This is a genomic window from Pseudomonas oryzihabitans, assembly GCF_007665395.1.
In the GTDB taxonomy this organism is placed as follows: domain Bacteria; phylum Pseudomonadota; class Gammaproteobacteria; order Pseudomonadales; family Pseudomonadaceae; genus Chryseomonas; species Chryseomonas psychrotolerans_C.
The window spans coordinates 527,720-542,848 of sequence record NZ_VDND01000001.1; the positions used below are offsets into that span (position 1 = coordinate 527,720).

At 66.5% G+C, this 15,129-nt stretch carries 14 protein-coding genes; 13 read left to right on the top strand and 1 reads right to left on the bottom strand.

Annotation, left to right across the window (positions count from 1 at the left end; translation table 11 throughout):
• Positions 1-265 precede the first annotated feature (265 nt).
• The 9 genes from FSV73_RS02440 to FSV73_RS02480 all read left to right on the top strand — a co-directional run bounded on the left by FSV73_RS02440 (position 266) and on the right by FSV73_RS02480 (position 9,388).
• Positions 266-865 carry a helix-turn-helix domain-containing protein gene (locus tag FSV73_RS02440; protein ID WP_145004191.1) on the top strand — a complete coding sequence of 200 codons (600 nt, stop codon included), beginning with the start codon at positions 266-268 and terminating at the stop codon, positions 863-865.
• Between the two features lie 194 nt (positions 866-1,059).
• The gene (purU, locus tag FSV73_RS02445; protein WP_145003334.1) at positions 1,060-1,923 is read left to right on the top strand and encodes a formyltetrahydrofolate deformylase; all 864 of its coding nucleotides are present in this window, start codon (positions 1,060-1,062) and stop codon (positions 1,921-1,923) included.
• The gene (folD, locus tag FSV73_RS02450) at positions 1,920-2,792 is read left to right on the top strand and encodes a bifunctional methylenetetrahydrofolate dehydrogenase/methenyltetrahydrofolate cyclohydrolase FolD (protein WP_145003337.1); all 873 of its coding nucleotides are present in this window, start codon (positions 1,920-1,922) and stop codon (positions 2,790-2,792) included. Before purU ends, folD begins: the two co-directional genes overlap by 4 nt.
• Positions 2,793-2,805: 13 nt before the next feature.
• A complete protein-coding gene (locus FSV73_RS02455; RefSeq protein WP_145003340.1) occupies positions 2,806-4,047 on the top strand; it encodes an FAD-dependent oxidoreductase in 1,242 nt (413 codons plus the stop codon).
• Positions 4,048-4,056: 9 nt separating this feature from the next.
• Positions 4,057-4,353, top strand: coding sequence for a sarcosine oxidase subunit delta (locus FSV73_RS02460; RefSeq protein WP_145003343.1), 297 nt, complete (start codon positions 4,057-4,059; stop codon positions 4,351-4,353).
• Positions 4,350-7,253, top strand: coding sequence for a 2Fe-2S iron-sulfur cluster-binding protein (locus tag FSV73_RS02465; RefSeq protein ID WP_145003345.1), 2,904 nt, complete (start codon positions 4,350-4,352; stop codon positions 7,251-7,253). The genes FSV73_RS02460 and FSV73_RS02465 overlap by 4 nt, the downstream gene beginning before the upstream one ends.
• Entirely contained in the window at positions 7,250-7,939 is a 690-nt protein-coding gene (locus FSV73_RS02470) for a sarcosine oxidase (protein ID WP_260856010.1), read from the top strand. The genes FSV73_RS02465 and FSV73_RS02470 overlap by 4 nt, the downstream gene beginning before the upstream one ends.
• Positions 7,936-8,754: an IclR family transcriptional regulator gene (locus FSV73_RS02475; RefSeq protein WP_145003348.1), complete on the top strand. Its 819-nt coding sequence runs from the start codon at positions 7,936-7,938 to the stop codon at positions 8,752-8,754. Before FSV73_RS02470 ends, FSV73_RS02475 begins: the two co-directional genes overlap by 4 nt.
• Before the next feature lie 67 nt (positions 8,755-8,821).
• Positions 8,822-9,388 (top strand): NUDIX hydrolase, encoded by a 567-nt coding sequence (locus FSV73_RS02480; protein WP_145003351.1) that lies wholly within the window; start codon positions 8,822-8,824, stop codon positions 9,386-9,388.
• 11 nt (positions 9,389-9,399) lie between these two features.
• Here the strand turns inward: FSV73_RS02480 and FSV73_RS02485 are convergent, their stop codons facing one another.
• Positions 9,400-10,806: a purine-cytosine permease family protein gene (locus FSV73_RS02485; protein ID WP_145003355.1), complete on the bottom strand. Its 1,407-nt coding sequence runs from the start codon at positions 10,804-10,806 to the stop codon at positions 9,400-9,402.
• A gap of 272 nt (positions 10,807-11,078) precedes the next feature.
• Between FSV73_RS02485 and FSV73_RS02490 the strand changes: the two genes are divergently transcribed.
• The 4 genes from FSV73_RS02490 to FSV73_RS02505 all read left to right on the top strand — a co-directional run bounded on the left by FSV73_RS02490 (position 11,079) and on the right by FSV73_RS02505 (position 15,122).
• Complete coding sequence (locus FSV73_RS02490) at positions 11,079-12,116, top strand: LLM class flavin-dependent oxidoreductase (RefSeq protein ID WP_145003358.1); 1,038 nt, start codon at positions 11,079-11,081, stop codon at positions 12,114-12,116.
• Positions 12,117-12,200: 84 nt separating this feature from the next.
• Positions 12,201-12,791, top strand: a complete 591-nt coding sequence (locus tag FSV73_RS02495; protein ID WP_145003361.1) for an amino acid synthesis family protein — start codon at positions 12,201-12,203, stop codon at positions 12,789-12,791.
• A gap of 13 nt (positions 12,792-12,804) precedes the next feature.
• On the top strand, positions 12,805-13,644 hold the full coding sequence (locus FSV73_RS02500; protein WP_145003362.1) for an alpha/beta fold hydrolase: 840 nt from the start codon (positions 12,805-12,807) through the stop codon (positions 13,642-13,644).
• Positions 13,641-15,122 carry an aldehyde dehydrogenase gene (locus tag FSV73_RS02505; protein WP_145003365.1) on the top strand — a complete coding sequence of 494 codons (1,482 nt, stop codon included), beginning with the start codon at positions 13,641-13,643 and terminating at the stop codon, positions 15,120-15,122. Before FSV73_RS02500 ends, FSV73_RS02505 begins: the two co-directional genes overlap by 4 nt.
• Positions 15,123-15,129 lie beyond the last annotated feature (7 nt).

The window sequence follows — 15,129 nt, forward strand, 5'->3', positions numbered from 1 at the left end:
TTGGTCGAGATCGGCTTATATTCCCAATGGGAATTTATTCTTCTCAACAGGAAAGCAAAGAATCTGCCAAGTCGTGTCAGCATCGTCCGCTGGTATGCCAAAAATTCGTGGACAGGGAGTTAACCCTGCGGATCCCAAGGAAAATCCAGGCAGCAGCCCGCGGGGATTTTTTCCGGCATGATGGACCTCTATCGGACGCCTACGGGCATCCGCCCTCCTTCCTGCACTTTACTGGTGCGAATTTTTTATTCTCAAAACTAAAATGATGCAAGAATCCCCGAGTCGTGAGCCACGCCTGAAGATCGAGCAGTACATAGGTATCCAGATTCGCCGCCAGCGCCAGGATCAGGGCCTGAAGACCGCCGAGGTGGCGCGCATGGCCGGTATCAGCCAGGGCATGCTGAGCAAGATCGAGAACGCCCAGGTTTCCACCAGCCTGGAAACCCTCGGCCGGCTGTGCGACACCCTGGGCCTGCCGCTATCCCGGCTGTTCAGCCAGTACGACCAGCAGGAACGCGACGCCCTTTTGGTCAAGGCGGGGGAAGGTCTTGAGGTGGTGCGCCGCGGGACCGACAAGGGGCACACCTATCATCTGCTCAATCACTCCCGCGGACCGAAGAAGAGCCTGGAGGCCTATCTCGTCTCCATGGACGATGCCAGCGAGGAATTCCCCACCTTTTCCCATCCCGGCACCGAGTTCATCCACCTACTCGAAGGCAGCCTGGTCTATCGCCACGGCAACCACCTCTATGAGATGGGTCCGGGTGACAGCCTCACCTTCGACAGCGACATCCCCCACGGCCCGGAGCGATTGAACCAGGTGCCGATCAAGCTGCTGTCGATCATGACCTTCAAGGACGACTGAGCCGCGTCCGCCTCACCGGTGAAAGAGGATTTCACCGGTAAATGTCGCAAAAATAACTGGCAGGAAATTTTTATTACTCGCCCCTGGACGAGGACTTGTGCTTGCCCTATAAAAGCTTCCGTGAATTTTATATTCCCAACAGGAAATACCGCCGCAGCGAAATCTTCCTCCATTGGTGAAATCCGGACGCGAACATGGAAACCTTGCCCACCTACATTCTCAACGTCAGTTGCCCGGCCACCTCGGGCATCGTGGCCGCCGTCAGCACCTACCTTGCTCGGAACGACTGCTACATCGCCGAGATGGCGCAGTTCGACGACGACTTCACCCAACGCTTCTTCATGCGCACGGTGTTCCGCTTCAACCCCGGCGCCAATACCGGCATAGCGGCGCTGCGCGATGGCTTCGCCGCGGTCACGGCCGACTTCGCCATGGAGTGGGAGTTGTACAGCACCGAGCGCCCTACCCGCGTCCTGCTGATGGTGAGCAAGTTCGATCACTGCCTCACCGACCTGCTCTATCGCCACCAGAAAGGCGAATTGCCGATGGAGATCACCGCCATCGTCTCCAACCACCTGGACCTACGCCCCATGGCCGAACGGGAAGGCATCCGCTTCGTCTACCTACCGGTAACCAAGGACAGCAAGCGCCAGCAGGAACTCGAACTGCTACGCCTGGTGGAGGAAACCGGTACCGAACTGGTGGTACTGGCGCGCTACATGCAAATCCTCTCGGACGAGTTGTGCCAGGCGCTGGCCGGCCGCGCCATCAATATTCACCATTCCTTCCTGCCTGGCTTCAAGGGCGCCAAGCCCTACCACCAGGCCTTCGAGCGCGGTGTAAAGCTGATCGGGGCCACCGCCCACTACGTGACCTCGGACCTCGACGAAGGTCCGATCATCGAGCAGGAGGTCCAGCGCGTCGACCACGGCTATCGCCCCGACGACCTGGTTGCCATCGGCCGGGATACCGAGACGGTAGCGCTGTACAAGGCAGTGAAGTACCACATCGAGCGACGCCTGTTCCTCAATGGCAATCGCGTGGTGGTGTTTCGATGAGCGCCGTGCTCATCGATGGCAAGGCCGCTGCCGCTCGCCTGCTGCAAGGGGTCGGACGGGACGTGGCCGCATTGCGCGAGCGGGGCATCCAGCCCGCCCTGGCGGTGATCCTGGTGGGCAACGACCCGGCCAGCCAGGTGTACGTGCGCAACAAGCTCCGCCGCGCCGCCGAGGTGGGCATCCGCTCGCTCAGCCATGAATTGCCGGCGGACCTGGAACAAACCGAGTTGCTCGGCCTGATCGCTACCCTCAATGCCGATCCCGCCGTACACGGCATCCTGGTGCAGCTGCCACTGCCGCCGCAGATCGACGAGGCGGCGGTGATCCAGGCGCTTCGCCCGGACAAGGACGTCGACGGTTTCCACCGCGAGAACGTCGGCGCCCTGGCGCTCGGCCAACCCGGCCTGGTGCCCTGCACTCCGGCGGGCTGCCTGCGGCTGCTGCAGGACCAGCTGGGTGATCTCAGCGGGCGCCATGCGGTGGTGGTCGGGCGCTCCAACATCGTCGGCAAGCCCATGGCCGCCCTGCTGTTGCAGGCGCATTGCACGGTGACCCTGGTGCATTCGCGCAGCCGCGACGCCGCCGCGCTGTGCCGCCAGGCCGACATCCTGGTGGCGGCGGCCGGCCAGCCCGGCCTGATCACCGCGGACTGGGTCAAGCCCGGCGCGGTGGTCATCGACGTCGGCATCAGTCGCGTGGAGCACGCCGGCGGCGCCCGGCTGGTGGGCGATGTCGCCCCGGCGGTCGCCGAGATCGCCGGGGCCCTCACCCCGGTGCCGGGCGGCGTCGGACCCATGACCATCGCCCTGCTCCTGCACAACACCCTGAGCGCCGCCCAGCGCCAGCATCCCTACGCCGTCGCGACCTGACCGGGAGCCCACCATGCCTTTCAGCCTGTTGAAATACGGCCTGTCCGCCGACTACCCGGTGGAGGTCGACCTGCCGCCACCCAGGGAGCTGAAGTCCAGCTACGACGTGGTCATCATCGGCGGCGGCGGCCACGGCCTGGCCACCGCCTACTACCTGGCCAGGTACCACGGCATCACCAATGTCGCGGTGCTGGAGAAGGCCTACCTGGGCGGCGGCAACACGGCGCGCAACACCGCGGTGATTCGCTCCAACTACCTCACCAGCGAAGGGGTGAAGTTCTATATCGAGTCGGTGCGGCTGTTCAAGGAGCTGTCCAACGAATTCGACTTCAACATCATGTATTCCGAGCGTGGCCAACTGACCCTGGCGCACACCGACGCCACGGTGCGCGCCTTCCGCCAGCGCGCCGAAGTGAACAAGCACTTCGGTGGGCGCACCGAGCTGATCGATCGCCAGCAGATCCGCGAACTGGTGCCCTGCTTGAATCTCGATCCGGGCCACCTGCCGGTGCTGGCCGGACTCTGGCACATCGACGGCGGTACCGCCCGCCACGACGCCGTGGCCTGGGGCTACGCCAAGCAGGCGGCCAAGCGCGGCGTGGAGATCCACCAGTTGACCGAGGTGCAGGACTTCGTGGTGGAGAACAATAGAATCGCCGCCATCAAGACCAACCGCGGCACGGTGCGCTGCGGCTGCGCGGTGCAGGCGGTGGCCGGCACCAGTTCGCTGCTGATGAACAAGCTGGGCATCCGCGCGCCGCTGCACACCTACCCCTTGCAGGCCATGGTCACCCAGCCGTTCAAACCCTTCCTCGACCCGCTGGTGAGCTCCAGTGCCCTGCACTGCTACGTGCAGCAGACCAGCCGCGGCGAGATCGTCTTCGGTGGCGGTTCGGACCCCTACCCGCTGTACCACACCCGCTCGACCCTGGACCTCAAGGAAAGCCTGCTGGCCCACGCCATCGAGATGTTTCCCTTCATGGCCAACGCCAAGCTGATGCGCCAATGGGCCGGGATGACCGACATGACCCCGGACTACAGCCCACTGATGGGCCTGTCGCCCATCGATGGCTACTACCTGGACGCCGGCTGGGGCACCTGGGGCTTCAAGGCCACGCCCATCTGCGGCAAGACCATGGCCGAACTGGTGGCCGGCGGCGGCCAGGTACCGGAGCTCATCGCCCCCTTCGGGCTGGACAGATTCAGCCGCTTCCAGCAGGTCAACGAGATGGGCGCCACCGCGGCCAGCCACTAAGGAGCTGTCATGAAGATCCTCACCTGCCCGCTCAACGGGCCGCGCAACATCAGCGAATTCACCTACGGCGGCGAACTCAAGGCGATGCCGGATCCCAAGGCCTGCAGCACCGCCGAGTGGGCCGACTACGTCTTCAACTGCGAGAACCGCCGCGGCCTGGTCACCGAATGGTGGCTGCACAACGCCTCCAGCTACTGGTTCCTGGCCGAGCGCCACACCGGCACCGACGAGGTGCTGCGCACCTTCGACCCCCGCGAGCTATTCACCCAGCGGGTCGACTTCGCCGCCCAGGAGACCCGTTCATGACCCGCCTGCCCGCCCCCATGGGGCTGCTGATCGATCGCAACCGCCCGCTCGCCTTCAGCTTCGAAGGCCAGAGTTACCAAGGCTATGCCGGCGATACCCTGGCCAGCGCCCTGCTCGGCGAGGGTCGCTGGTTGCTGTCGCGCTCCTTCAAGTACCACCGGCCCCGCGGACCCCTGACCCTGGCCGGCCAGGACGCCAATACCCTGGTGCAACTGCCGGACGAACCCAATGTGCTGGCGGATGAACTGCCGCTGCGCGAGGGTCTGGCTGCCCGCGCGCAGAACGTCAGCGGCAGCCTCGAGCGCGACCGCGACGCCCTGCTCGGCAAGTTCTCCAAATTCATGCCGGTGGGTTTCTACTACCGGGCCTTTTACAAGCCCAAGGGCATGTGGAAACGCTGGGAGCCGCTGATCCGCAAGAAGGCCGGCCTCGGTGTGCTCGACCTGACCTTCGTCCCCACCTACCACGACAAGGCCTATCTGTTCTGCGACGTGGCGGTGATCGGCGCCGGACCCGCCGGTCTCAGTGCAGCGCTGGCCGCCGCCCAGGGCGGCGCCGAGGTGCTGCTCGTCGAACAGCAGCCGCTGCTCGGTGGTGCCTTGGCCTGGGGTCGTTTCGGCCTCGATGCCGGCCAGGGTGAAGGGCTGCGCGAGGAGCTGGTGGCCGCGGTACGCGCCGAGCCGCGCATCCGGGTGCTGGAGGCCGCCGTGTGCAACGGCTGGTTCGCCGATCACTACCTGCCGGTCATCCAGGGTAGCCGGATGTTCAAGGTGCGGGCGCGGCAGACCATCCTCGCCAGCGGTGCCTTCGACCAGCCGGTGATCTTCCGCAACAACGACCTGCCCGGCATCCTGCTGACCAGCGCCGCCCAGCGCCTGATGCGTCTCTACGGTGTACGGCCGGGTCGGCGCGCCGTGGTCCTGGCCGGCAACGACGACGGCTATGTCGCCGCTCTCGACCTGCAGGAGCAGGGTGTCACCGTGGCCGCCCTCATCGACCTACGCACCGCGCCGCGGGACACCCAGTTGATGCAGGCGGTAAGCGAACGCGGCATCCCCGTGCACCTGGGCCATACGGTGTACGAGGCCCACGCCGATGCCGATGGGCGCCAATTGGCCCGGGTCGATGTCCGACCCATCGTCGGCCAGGGCCAGGTCGGCCCCGCGGGCCTGACCCTGGACTGCGACCTGCTGTGCATGTCCGCCGGCTACATGCCGGTCTACCAGTTGGCCTGCCAGGCCGGCGGTACCCTCGGCTACCTGGATGAGCAGGCCGCCTTCAGCCTCGACAACCTGCCGCGTGGCCTGCACCTGGCCGGGTCGGTCAATGGCCGCCATGCGCTGGAGCGGGTGCTGGCCGACGGTCGCGCCGCGGCGACAAAAGCCCTGGTCGAACTGGACCTCGTCCCGCTCGCCATCGACGAGCCACAGGCCGACGACAACCAGGTCAATTTTCCCTGGCCGATGTTCGCCCACCCCAAAGGCAAGGAATTCGTCGACTTCGACGAGGATCTGCAGATCGCCGACATCCTCAACGCCACTCGCCACGGCTATCGCGACATCCAATTGGTCAAGCGTTTCTCCACGGTTGGCATGGGGCCGTCCCAGGGTCGTCATTCGGCGCTGCCCACCGCGCGCCTGGTGGCCGCCGCCACGACCCGTAGCGTCAGCGACACCGGTGTGACCACCGCCCGCCCCCCCTTCACCGCGGAAAAGCTCGCCCATGTCGCCGGCCGTGCCTTCGATCCCTACCGGCGTACCGCCATGCACCGTCGCCACCTGGAGCTTGGCGCCAGCCTGATGCCAGCAGGCGTCTGGCAACGGCCGGCGTTCTACGGCCCCGCCGCCGAACGCGAACGCTGCATCCAGGCCGAGGCCCGCCAGGTCCGCGAAGGCGTGGGGCTGATCGACGTCTCCACCCTGGGTGGCCTCGACGTGCGTGGTCCCGACGCCGCCGAACTGCTGGAGCGGGTCTATACCTTCGGTTTCCGCAAACTGCCAGTAGGGCGAACCCGCTATGCGCTGATGACCGCCGAGGACGGCGTGGTGATCGACGACGGCGTGGCCGCACGCCTGGGCGAGCAGCACTTCTATGTCTCGGCCACCACCAGTGGCGTCGACCGCGTCTACCGCAGCCTGCTCAAGTGGAATGCCCAGTGGCGCCTGGACGTGGATATCGCCAACGTCAGCGCCGCCTTCGCCGCGGTGAACCTTGCCGGTCCGCGCTCCCGGGAGGTGCTGCGCGAATTGTGCCCCGAGCTGGACCTGACGCCGGAAGCCTTTCCCTATCTCGCCGTACGCGAGGGCTCGGTCGCCGACATCCCTGCCCGGCTCTTGCGGGTCGGTTTCGTCGGCGAGCTGGGCTATGAGATCCACGTACCGGCGCGTTTTGGCGAGCGGCTCTGGGATGCGCTGATGGAGGCGGGAGCCCGCTTCGGCATCCGCCCCTTTGGCGTCGAGGCCCAACGGCTGCTACGGCTGGAGAAGGGTCACGTGATCATCGGCCAGGACACCGATGGCATGACCCACCCCGCCGAAATCGACATGGGCTGGGCCATCGGCCGCCAGAAGCCCTTCTTCGTCGGCCAGAAGTCCATCGAGATCCTCGAAAGCCAACCGCTGCGCCGCAAGCTGGTGGGCTTCACCCTGCCGGCGACCGCCACCCGACCGTTGGAAGGTCACCTGGTGCTGCGCGGCGAGGACATCGCCGGCAACGTTACCTCTTGCGAGTTCTCCGCCACGCTGGGGCACACCGTCGGCCTGGCCTATGCCGGCGTCGACCAGGCCGACCCCGGCACCTCCCTGCCGATCCGGGTCGAAGGAGGCGAGATCGTCCAGGCCACGGTGGTACGGCTGCCCTTCTACGATCCCCAAAGCCAACGCCAGGAGACGGGCGCATGAACCAGACCCTCATGAGTTTCGACGAGCGCAGCCCCCTGGCGGAACTCCAGCTCGATGCCCCCTTGTTGCAGCATGAGGGGCGGATCTTCGCCGAACGACTGAGCGATGGAGACGAAGCGGACCTGCTACACCGCGGTGGCCTGGCCGACCTGTGCAACCTGCCGCGCTTCGGCCTGCGTGGCCCCGCGGCCGCTGGCTATCTGCAGGGCCAAGGCTATCTATTGCCGGAGCGGCCCAACGAGGCACTGCGCCAGGCGTCCGGGGAGTGGCTGCTGCGGTTGTCGCAGAGCGAATACCTGCTGCTCGGCGCCCTGGCCGATGGCGGGGCCCGCGTCGCCGCCCTGGAAGCGGCTGCTGCCGACCTCGGCCCTGGCTGCTACCTGCTGCCACGCCAGGACTCCCACGCCTGGCTGATCCTCACCGGGACCCAGCTGCCCGCACTGTTCGCCAAGCTGTGCGGTGTGGACCTGGGCAGGCCCTTCGCGGTCGGCCAGGTGGTGCAGACCTCGGTGGCCCGACTCAATGCCATCCTGCTCAATGCCGGCGACGGTCCCCTTCCACATGTCCACCTGCTCTGCGACCGCGCCAGTGCCCATTATCTCTGGCACGTGCTGCTGGATGCCTTGGACGAGTTCGACGGCGGTGCCTTGGGCGTCGCGGCGCTGCTGGAGGCGGGCATCCCATGACGGTCCTCGACGCGGCGGCGGTCGAGACCGACAGCGACTACCTCGTCCCCGCGCTACTGCGCGGCCTGCGGGTGCTGGAGCTGGAGCTGTTCGGTCCCGAGCGGCGCCTGCTGAGTCTGCAGGAGATCGCCGACGGCCTGCGCGGCTCGACCTCGTCGGTCTACCGCATCGTGGTCACCCTCACCGAGCTGGGCTATCTGGAACGACGCTCCAAAACCGAATACGGCCTTGGCATCAAGGTGGTCAGCCAGGGCTTCGCCTACCTGGCGAGCCGCGATCTGGTGGACATCGCCCAGCCGCATCTGGAACGGCTGCGTGACGTTACCTCGCTGTCCTGCCACCTGGGCGTACGCGATCGCACCGAAGTGGTCTACCTCTATCGCGCCATGGCCAGCCAACGGCTGACGGTGAACGTGCCGGCGGGCACCCGACTGCCTTGCACCCGCACCGCCCTGGGCCGGGTGCTGCTCGGCGGCCTGGACGCCGAAGCGCTCGGCGCCCTCTACCAGCACGAGCGCCTGGACGACCAGCCGGCTCCGGCACCGCGCACCCTGCCGGAGTTGCTACGGCTGATCGAGGAGGATCGCCGTCAGGGCTGGGTGCTGCACCGCTCCGACTACTCCACCGCCATCGCTACCGGCATCCGCGATCACCGCGACCAGTTGGTAGCGGCACTCAACGTCTCGGGGCCCGATGCCGTGATGGACGCCACCGCGACGCGGGAATGGGTCGGCGCCATGCTGGCCGAGACCGCCGCGCGGATTTCCGCCGAGCTGGGGCATCGCCCCCGGGTCGACCTCCCACGCCCCGGCTAGGCCTTTGTCGCCATCTGGTATACCGTAAGACTATAATAATCAGCGCAGTGACCAGCCCGAGGTCAGCATGAGTCCTTCCCCGCGTTACTGCTGCCAGTGCGGCAGCGCCGAACTGGTCCGACGGCGCCCTTCCGGAGACAGCCACGAGCGCCTGCAATGCGCCGCCTGCCAGCACCTGTTCTATGACAATCCGCGGATAATCGCCGGTTGCCTGGTCGAGCACCAAGGGCGCTATCTGCTTTGCCGGCGGGCCATCGAACCACGATGTGGCTACTGGACCCTGCCCGCAGGCTTCATGGAAAACGGTGAGAGCGTCGAGCAGGCGGCCTTGCGGGAGACCTGGGAGGAAAGCGGCGTCCGGGCGCGCATCCTGGCGCCCTACTCGCTCTTCAATGCCGCCACGGTCAACCAGGTCTATCTGATCTTCCGCGCCGACTTACTCGAGATCACCGCCGCGCCCGGTCCCGAGACGTTGGAACGCCGCTTCTTCGCGCCGCAAGAGCTGCCTTGGGCGGATCTTGCCTATCCTTCGATCCGCCAGCTCCTCGAACGCCGGATGCAAGAGCAGACGCTGGGGCGCCACGGCCTGTACCTGGGCACGGCCGATAGCGGTCAGCTCCATACCCTGGGCTGACCGCGCCTGGCTCAGCGCGACGTCGCGGGCTGGAGTCGCGCCGCCTGGGCCGGCGAACCCTGGTAGGCCAGCCAGAAATACAGCGGACAGGTCACCAGCAGCCCGAACAGCCAGGACAGATCGGCGCCTGCCACCAGGTCGGCATAGGGCCCCTTGAACAGCGCGGTGTTGGCGAACGGCAGCTGCACCAGGATGCCGACCGCATAGGCGGCGATGGCGTGGCCATTGAAGCGGCCATAACGGCCACCGTTGGCGGCGAACAGCGAGGGGATGTGATAGTCGCCACGCTTGATCAGGTAGAAGTCGATCAGATTGATGGCGGCCCAGGGCACCAGGATCATGGTCATGGCCAGCACCAGGCCGATGAAGCGCTCGATGAAATCGACGGAGGCCATCAGTGCCACGCCGCAACAGCCCACCAGCACCAGGCTCGACAACCCCACCTTGACCTTGACGCCCGGCGTCCAGCCGGCAGCGAAGGTCTGCACGCAGGTGATGATGGCGAGCACCGCGCCATAGAGGTTGAGGGCGTTGTGGCTGACGATGTTGAGCAGGAACAGCACCATCAGTACCGGGCCCAGCCAGCCGGTGGCCTGGGCCACGGCGGCCATGGCGTCGCCGCCGGCCGGTACCGCCAGCACCGCCACGACACCGAAGGAAAACGCCAGGATGGTGCCCAGGGTGGCGCCGAGATAGGTCGCCCAGAAGGGACGCGCGATGCCGACGGATTCCGGCAGATAGCGCGAATAGTCGCTGGTGTAGGGCGAGAAGCTCAGTTGCCAGATCACCCCCAGCGACAGGGTGGCGATGAAGCCGCTGGCGTTGAGACCACCGCGGGTGAGGAAGTCCGCTGGCAGCGGCTGGCTCAGCATCATCGCGAAGCCGGCCAGCAGTCCGGCGCCCATCACCCAGGTGCCCCAGCGGTTGAGGGTGTGGATGCAGCGATAGCCGATCACCCCGATGGCCGTGGCGCTCAGGGCGCCGAGCACGATGGCCAGTGGCATGGGCACGGCCGGCACCAGGCCCTGGATCGACTTGCCGGCCAGCACCACGTTGGAGGTGAAGAAGCCCACGTAGATCAGCGCGGTGACGCAGACGATCAACAGCGCGCCATAGCGGCCGAACTGGCCGCGACTCTGCACCATCTGCGGAATGCCCAGGCGCGGGCCCTGGGCCGAGGCCAGCGCCAGCACCACCCCGCCGAGCAGATGCCCGAGCACGATGGCCACCAGGCCCCAGGCCAGATTCAGGTGAAAGGTCTGGACCACCATGGCCCCGGTGACGATGGGCAGCGGCGCGATATTGGTGCTGAACCAGAGGGTGAAGAGATCGCGGCTGTGGCCGTGGCGTTCGGCCGGGGCGACGTGATCCACGGTATGGGTTTCGATGGCGACGGCGGAGCGAGGGGCTGCGGACATCCAGGAATTCCATTGTTGTAGTTGTGGAAGACGCCTGCTGGACAGGTCGTCCTGGTAAGCGGAAAGTATTATGGTATACCAGATTACACAACCACCTTTGAGCCTGTAGTCAGGCCAACCCGTTTCCGCAGCCAAATCTGGTTACATCTCTGCTTGCCAGTTCGCGTATTATGGTATACCAATAAAAACATCGACTGGCCGAGCCGTCGCGTACCGCCAACAAGACACACCCGAGCCCCTGCGCCGCGGTGGAAGACAAGAGGTAGGCTGCTATGAAATTTTCCCTGTTCGTGCACATGGAACGCTGGGACGAAAGCGTCAGCCATCGGCAGCTGTTCGAAGAGCTGACCGAACTGACCCTGATGGCCGAGGCCGGTGGTTTCTGCACCGTCTGGGTCGGTGAACATCATGCGATGGAATACACCATTTCCCCCAGCCCCATGCCGATCCTAGCCAACCTGGCCGCCCGTACCTCGACCATCCGCCTGGGCGCCGGCACCCTGATCGCGCCCTTCTGGCACCCGCTGCGCGCCGCCGGCGAGTGCGCCCTGCTCGATGTCATCAGCGCAGGCCGCATGGAAGTGGGCCTGGCGCGCGGCGCCTACCAGGTGGAGTTCGACCGCATGGCCGGCGGCCTGCCCGCCACCGCCGGTGGCAAGCACCTGCGCGAACTGGTGCCGGCGCTGCGCAAGCTCTGGGAAGGCGACTACGCCCACGACGGCGAGGTCTGGCAATTCCCCACCGCCACCAGCGTGCCCAAGCCGGTCGGCACCCCGCCGATCTGGATCGCCGCGCGGGATCCGGATTCGCACAACTTCGCCGTGGCCAATGGCTGCAACGTCATGGTCACGCCACTGATGAAGGGCGACGAGGAAGTGGTCGACCTCAAGCACAAGTTCGACAACGCCCTGGCCAACAATCCCGGGGTGCCCCGGCCCAAGCTGATGGTGTTGCGCCATACCCATGTGCACGCCGCCGCCGAGCCCGAGGGCTGGAAGATCGGCGCCCAGGCCATCGGCCGCTTCTACCGCACCTTCGATGCCTGGTTCGGCAACAAGGAAACCCCGGTCAACGGCTTCCTCGCGCCGAGTCCGGAAGAGAAGTTCGCCGGCCGCCCGGAGTTCGAGCTGGAAAATATCCGCAAGAACACCATGATCGGCACTCCCGACGAAGTCATCGCCCGCCTGCGTCACTACGAGGAACTGGGCGTCGACGAATTCAGCTTCTGGTGCGACAACAGCCTGCCCTTCGCCGAAAAGAAGAAGTCGCTGCAGCTGTTCATCGACCAGGTGGCACCGGCCTTCGCCTGAACGCCAGGCCGCTCGGAGACGACTGGCCGGACCACACCCAAGATCATGGCATACCATCATTTAACAGACACATCAGGAGTCAATATGAGCTTCGAAATCCGCAAGGTCGTCACCTACCTCGAAGAGACCCACAGCGAAGGCGGCAAGGCCACCGACACGCCGGTGACCATGGCCGGCGTCGCCGTGGTGATCCGCAATCCCTGGGCCGACAGGGGCTTCGTCGAAGACCTCAAGCCCGAGATCAAGGCCCACTGCTCCGATCTGGGCGCCTTCATCGTCGAGCGCCTGACCCGCGCCATCGGCGGTGCCGAGCGCATCGAGGCCTACGGCAAGGCGGCGGTGGTCGGCGCCGACGGCGAGATCGAACACGCCTCGGCGGTGATCCACACCCTCAGATTCGGCAACCACTACCGCGAGGCGGTCAAGGCCAAGAGCTACCTGAGCTTCACCAACAAGCGCGGCGCGCCGGGCACCTCCATCCAGATCCCCATGATGCACAAGGACGACGAGGGCCTGAGATCGCACTACATCACCCTGGAAATGCGCATCGAGGACGCGCCGCGCGCCGACGAGATCGTGGTGGTGCTGGGCGCCGCCGACGGTGGCCGCCTGCATCCGCGCATCGGCAATCGCTACATCGACCTCGAGGAACTCGCGGCTGAAAAGGCGCGCTGAGGAGAATCCGCGAATGATCCGGTCTACAGACGCCAAGACCCCCGCCGGCACCGCCTACCGCATCGTCGGCGATGGCCGCCCGCTCGTTCTGATCCATGGCGTGGGGCTCAGCAAGGAGATGTGGGGCGGTCAACTCGCGGGCCTCGCCCCACGCTACCAGGTGATCGCCTACGACATGCTCGGCCATGGCGCCAGCCGGCGTCCGGGGGCAGCAGCGACACTCGACGACTACGCCGAGCAGCTCGCCGAGTTGCTCGATCACCTGACGCTGCAGACGGCAGTGGTGGTCGGCTTCTCCATGGGCGGCCTGGTGGCCCGGGCCTTCGCCCTCGGCCATCCGCAGCGACTGGACGCGCTGGTGATCCTCAACAGCGTGTTCAATCGCTCGGTGGAGCAGCGCAGCGGGGTCCTGGAGCGCACCCGCCAGGCCGAACGCGAAGGCCCCGACGCCAACCTGGATAGCGCCCTGGCCCGCTGGTTCAGCCGCGAGTACCAGGGCGCCAATCCGGCGCAGATCCAGGCGCTGCGGCAGGCCTTCGCCAACAACGATCCCCAGGGCTACCTGACCACCTATGCGCTGTTCGCGACCCAGGACCGCTATGGCGCCGAGCGCCTGGACAGCATCCAGGTGCCTACCCTGGTGGCCACCGGCGAGCTGGACAGCGGCTCGACCCCGGAGATGGCGCGCCAGCTGGCCGCGCGCATTCCCCGGGCACGCACTGCCGTGCTGGCCGACCAACGCCATATGATGCCGGTCGAGTCACCCAAGCTGGTCAACGCCCTGCTGCTGGACTTTCTCGACGACGCCCTGGGCAAGGCCCCTTCCACCTCCATCAAGGGATACGTGGCATGACCCTGCAAGCCTTTCAGATGTGCATCGACGGCGAATGGACCGCGGCCCGCTCGGGCCGTACCTTCACCAGCCTCGACCCGGCCACCGCGACGCCCTGGGCGGAGCTGCCCGATGCCGACGCCGACGACGTCGACCGCGCGGTCCAGGCCGCCCAACGGGCCTTCGAGGCACCGGCCTGGCGCGGCCTGACCGCCAGTGCCCGCGGCAAGCTCTTGCGCCGACTGGGCGATCTCATCGCCGCCAACAAGGAAGCCCTGGCCCAGCTGGAAAGCCGCGACAACGGCAAGCTGATCCGCGAGACCCGCGGCCAGCTGGGCTACCTGCCGGAATTCTTCCACTACACCGCGGGCCTGGCCGACAAGCTCGAAGGCGGCACCCTGCCCCTCGACAAGGCCGACCTCTTCGCCTACACGGTGCATGAGCCCCTGGGCGTGATCGTCGGCATCGTGCCCTGGAACAGCCCGCTGTACCTGACCGCCATCAAGGTCGCCCCGGCCCTGGCCGCCGGCAATACCGTGGTGATCAAGCCGTCCGAGCACGCCTCCGCCACCATCCTGGAGCTGGCGCGGCTGGCCCTGGAAGCCGGCATTCCACCGGGCGTGTTCAACGTGGTGACCGGCTATGGCCCGGGCGCCGGTGCGGCCCTCACCCGCCATCCGCTGGTGCGCAAGATCGCCTTCACCGGCGGTGCCGCCACCGCCCGCCACGTGGTCCGCGCCAGCGCCGAGAACTTCGCCAAGCTGAGTCTGGAGCTGGGTGGCAAGTCACCCAACATCATCTTCGCCGACGCTGACCTGGACAGCGCGGTCAACGGTGCCGTGGCCGGCATCTATGCCGCCTCCGGGCAGAGTTGCGTCGCCGGTTCGCGGCTGCTGGTACAGGACGAGATCTACGACGAATTCGTCGCCCGGCTGGTGGAACGGGCCCAGCGCATCCGCATCGGCAATCCCCAGGACGACGCCAGCGAGATGGGTCCCATGGCCACTGCGCAGCAACTGGCCATCGTCGAACGACTGGTGGCAGAGGCCCTGGCCGAAGGCGCCACCCTGCGCCTGGGCGGCAAGCGCCCCGATACCGGCAGCGCCGGCTGGTACTACGAACCCACCCTGCTGGAATGCGACCGGCACTCGCTACACATCATGCAGGAGGAAGTCTTCGGCCCGGTGGCCGCGGTGATCCGCTTCAAGGACGAGGCCGAGGCCCTGCGCCTGGCCAACGACAGCGAGCTGGGACTCGCCGCCGGCATCTGGACCCGCGACCTGGGCCGCGCCCATCGCCTGGCGCGGGACATCCGCTCCGGCATCGTCTGGGTCAACACCTATCGCGCCGTCTCCGCCATGGCGCCGATCGGCGGTTTCAAGAACAGCGGCTACGGCCGCGAGAGCGGCATCGACTCGGTACTGGCCTATACCGAAACCAAGACGGTATGGATCAACCTGTCCCAGGCACCGATGCCCGATCCCTTTGTGATGCGTTGAACGAGGT

What these genes read in the sequence shown, in the direction of transcription:
- FSV73_RS02440 (WP_145004191.1), top strand. Translation starts at nt 266, where the DNA reads ATGCAAGAATCCCCGAGTCGTGAGCCACGCCTGAAGATCGAGCAGTAC.
- purU (WP_145003334.1), top strand. Translation starts at nt 1,060, where the DNA reads ATGGAAACCTTGCCCACCTACATTCTCAACGTCAGTTGCCCGGCCACC.
- folD (WP_145003337.1), top strand. Translation starts at nt 1,920, where the DNA reads ATGAGCGCCGTGCTCATCGATGGCAAGGCCGCTGCCGCTCGCCTGCTG.
- FSV73_RS02455 (WP_145003340.1), top strand. Translation starts at nt 2,806, where the DNA reads ATGCCTTTCAGCCTGTTGAAATACGGCCTGTCCGCCGACTACCCGGTG.
- FSV73_RS02460 (WP_145003343.1), top strand. Translation starts at nt 4,057, where the DNA reads ATGAAGATCCTCACCTGCCCGCTCAACGGGCCGCGCAACATCAGCGAA.
- FSV73_RS02465 (WP_145003345.1), top strand. Translation starts at nt 4,350, where the DNA reads ATGACCCGCCTGCCCGCCCCCATGGGGCTGCTGATCGATCGCAACCGC.
- FSV73_RS02470 (WP_260856010.1), top strand. Translation starts at nt 7,250, where the DNA reads ATGAACCAGACCCTCATGAGTTTCGACGAGCGCAGCCCCCTGGCGGAA.
- FSV73_RS02475 (WP_145003348.1), top strand. Translation starts at nt 7,936, where the DNA reads ATGACGGTCCTCGACGCGGCGGCGGTCGAGACCGACAGCGACTACCTC.
- FSV73_RS02480 (WP_145003351.1), top strand. Translation starts at nt 8,822, where the DNA reads ATGAGTCCTTCCCCGCGTTACTGCTGCCAGTGCGGCAGCGCCGAACTG.
- FSV73_RS02485 (WP_145003355.1), bottom strand. Translation starts at nt 10,806, where the DNA reads ATGTCCGCAGCCCCTCGCTCCGCCGTCGCCATCGAAACCCATACCGTG.
- FSV73_RS02490 (WP_145003358.1), top strand. Translation starts at nt 11,079, where the DNA reads ATGAAATTTTCCCTGTTCGTGCACATGGAACGCTGGGACGAAAGCGTC.
- FSV73_RS02495 (WP_145003361.1), top strand. Translation starts at nt 12,201, where the DNA reads ATGAGCTTCGAAATCCGCAAGGTCGTCACCTACCTCGAAGAGACCCAC.
- FSV73_RS02500 (WP_145003362.1), top strand. Translation starts at nt 12,805, where the DNA reads ATGATCCGGTCTACAGACGCCAAGACCCCCGCCGGCACCGCCTACCGC.
- FSV73_RS02505 (WP_145003365.1), top strand. Translation starts at nt 13,641, where the DNA reads ATGACCCTGCAAGCCTTTCAGATGTGCATCGACGGCGAATGGACCGCG.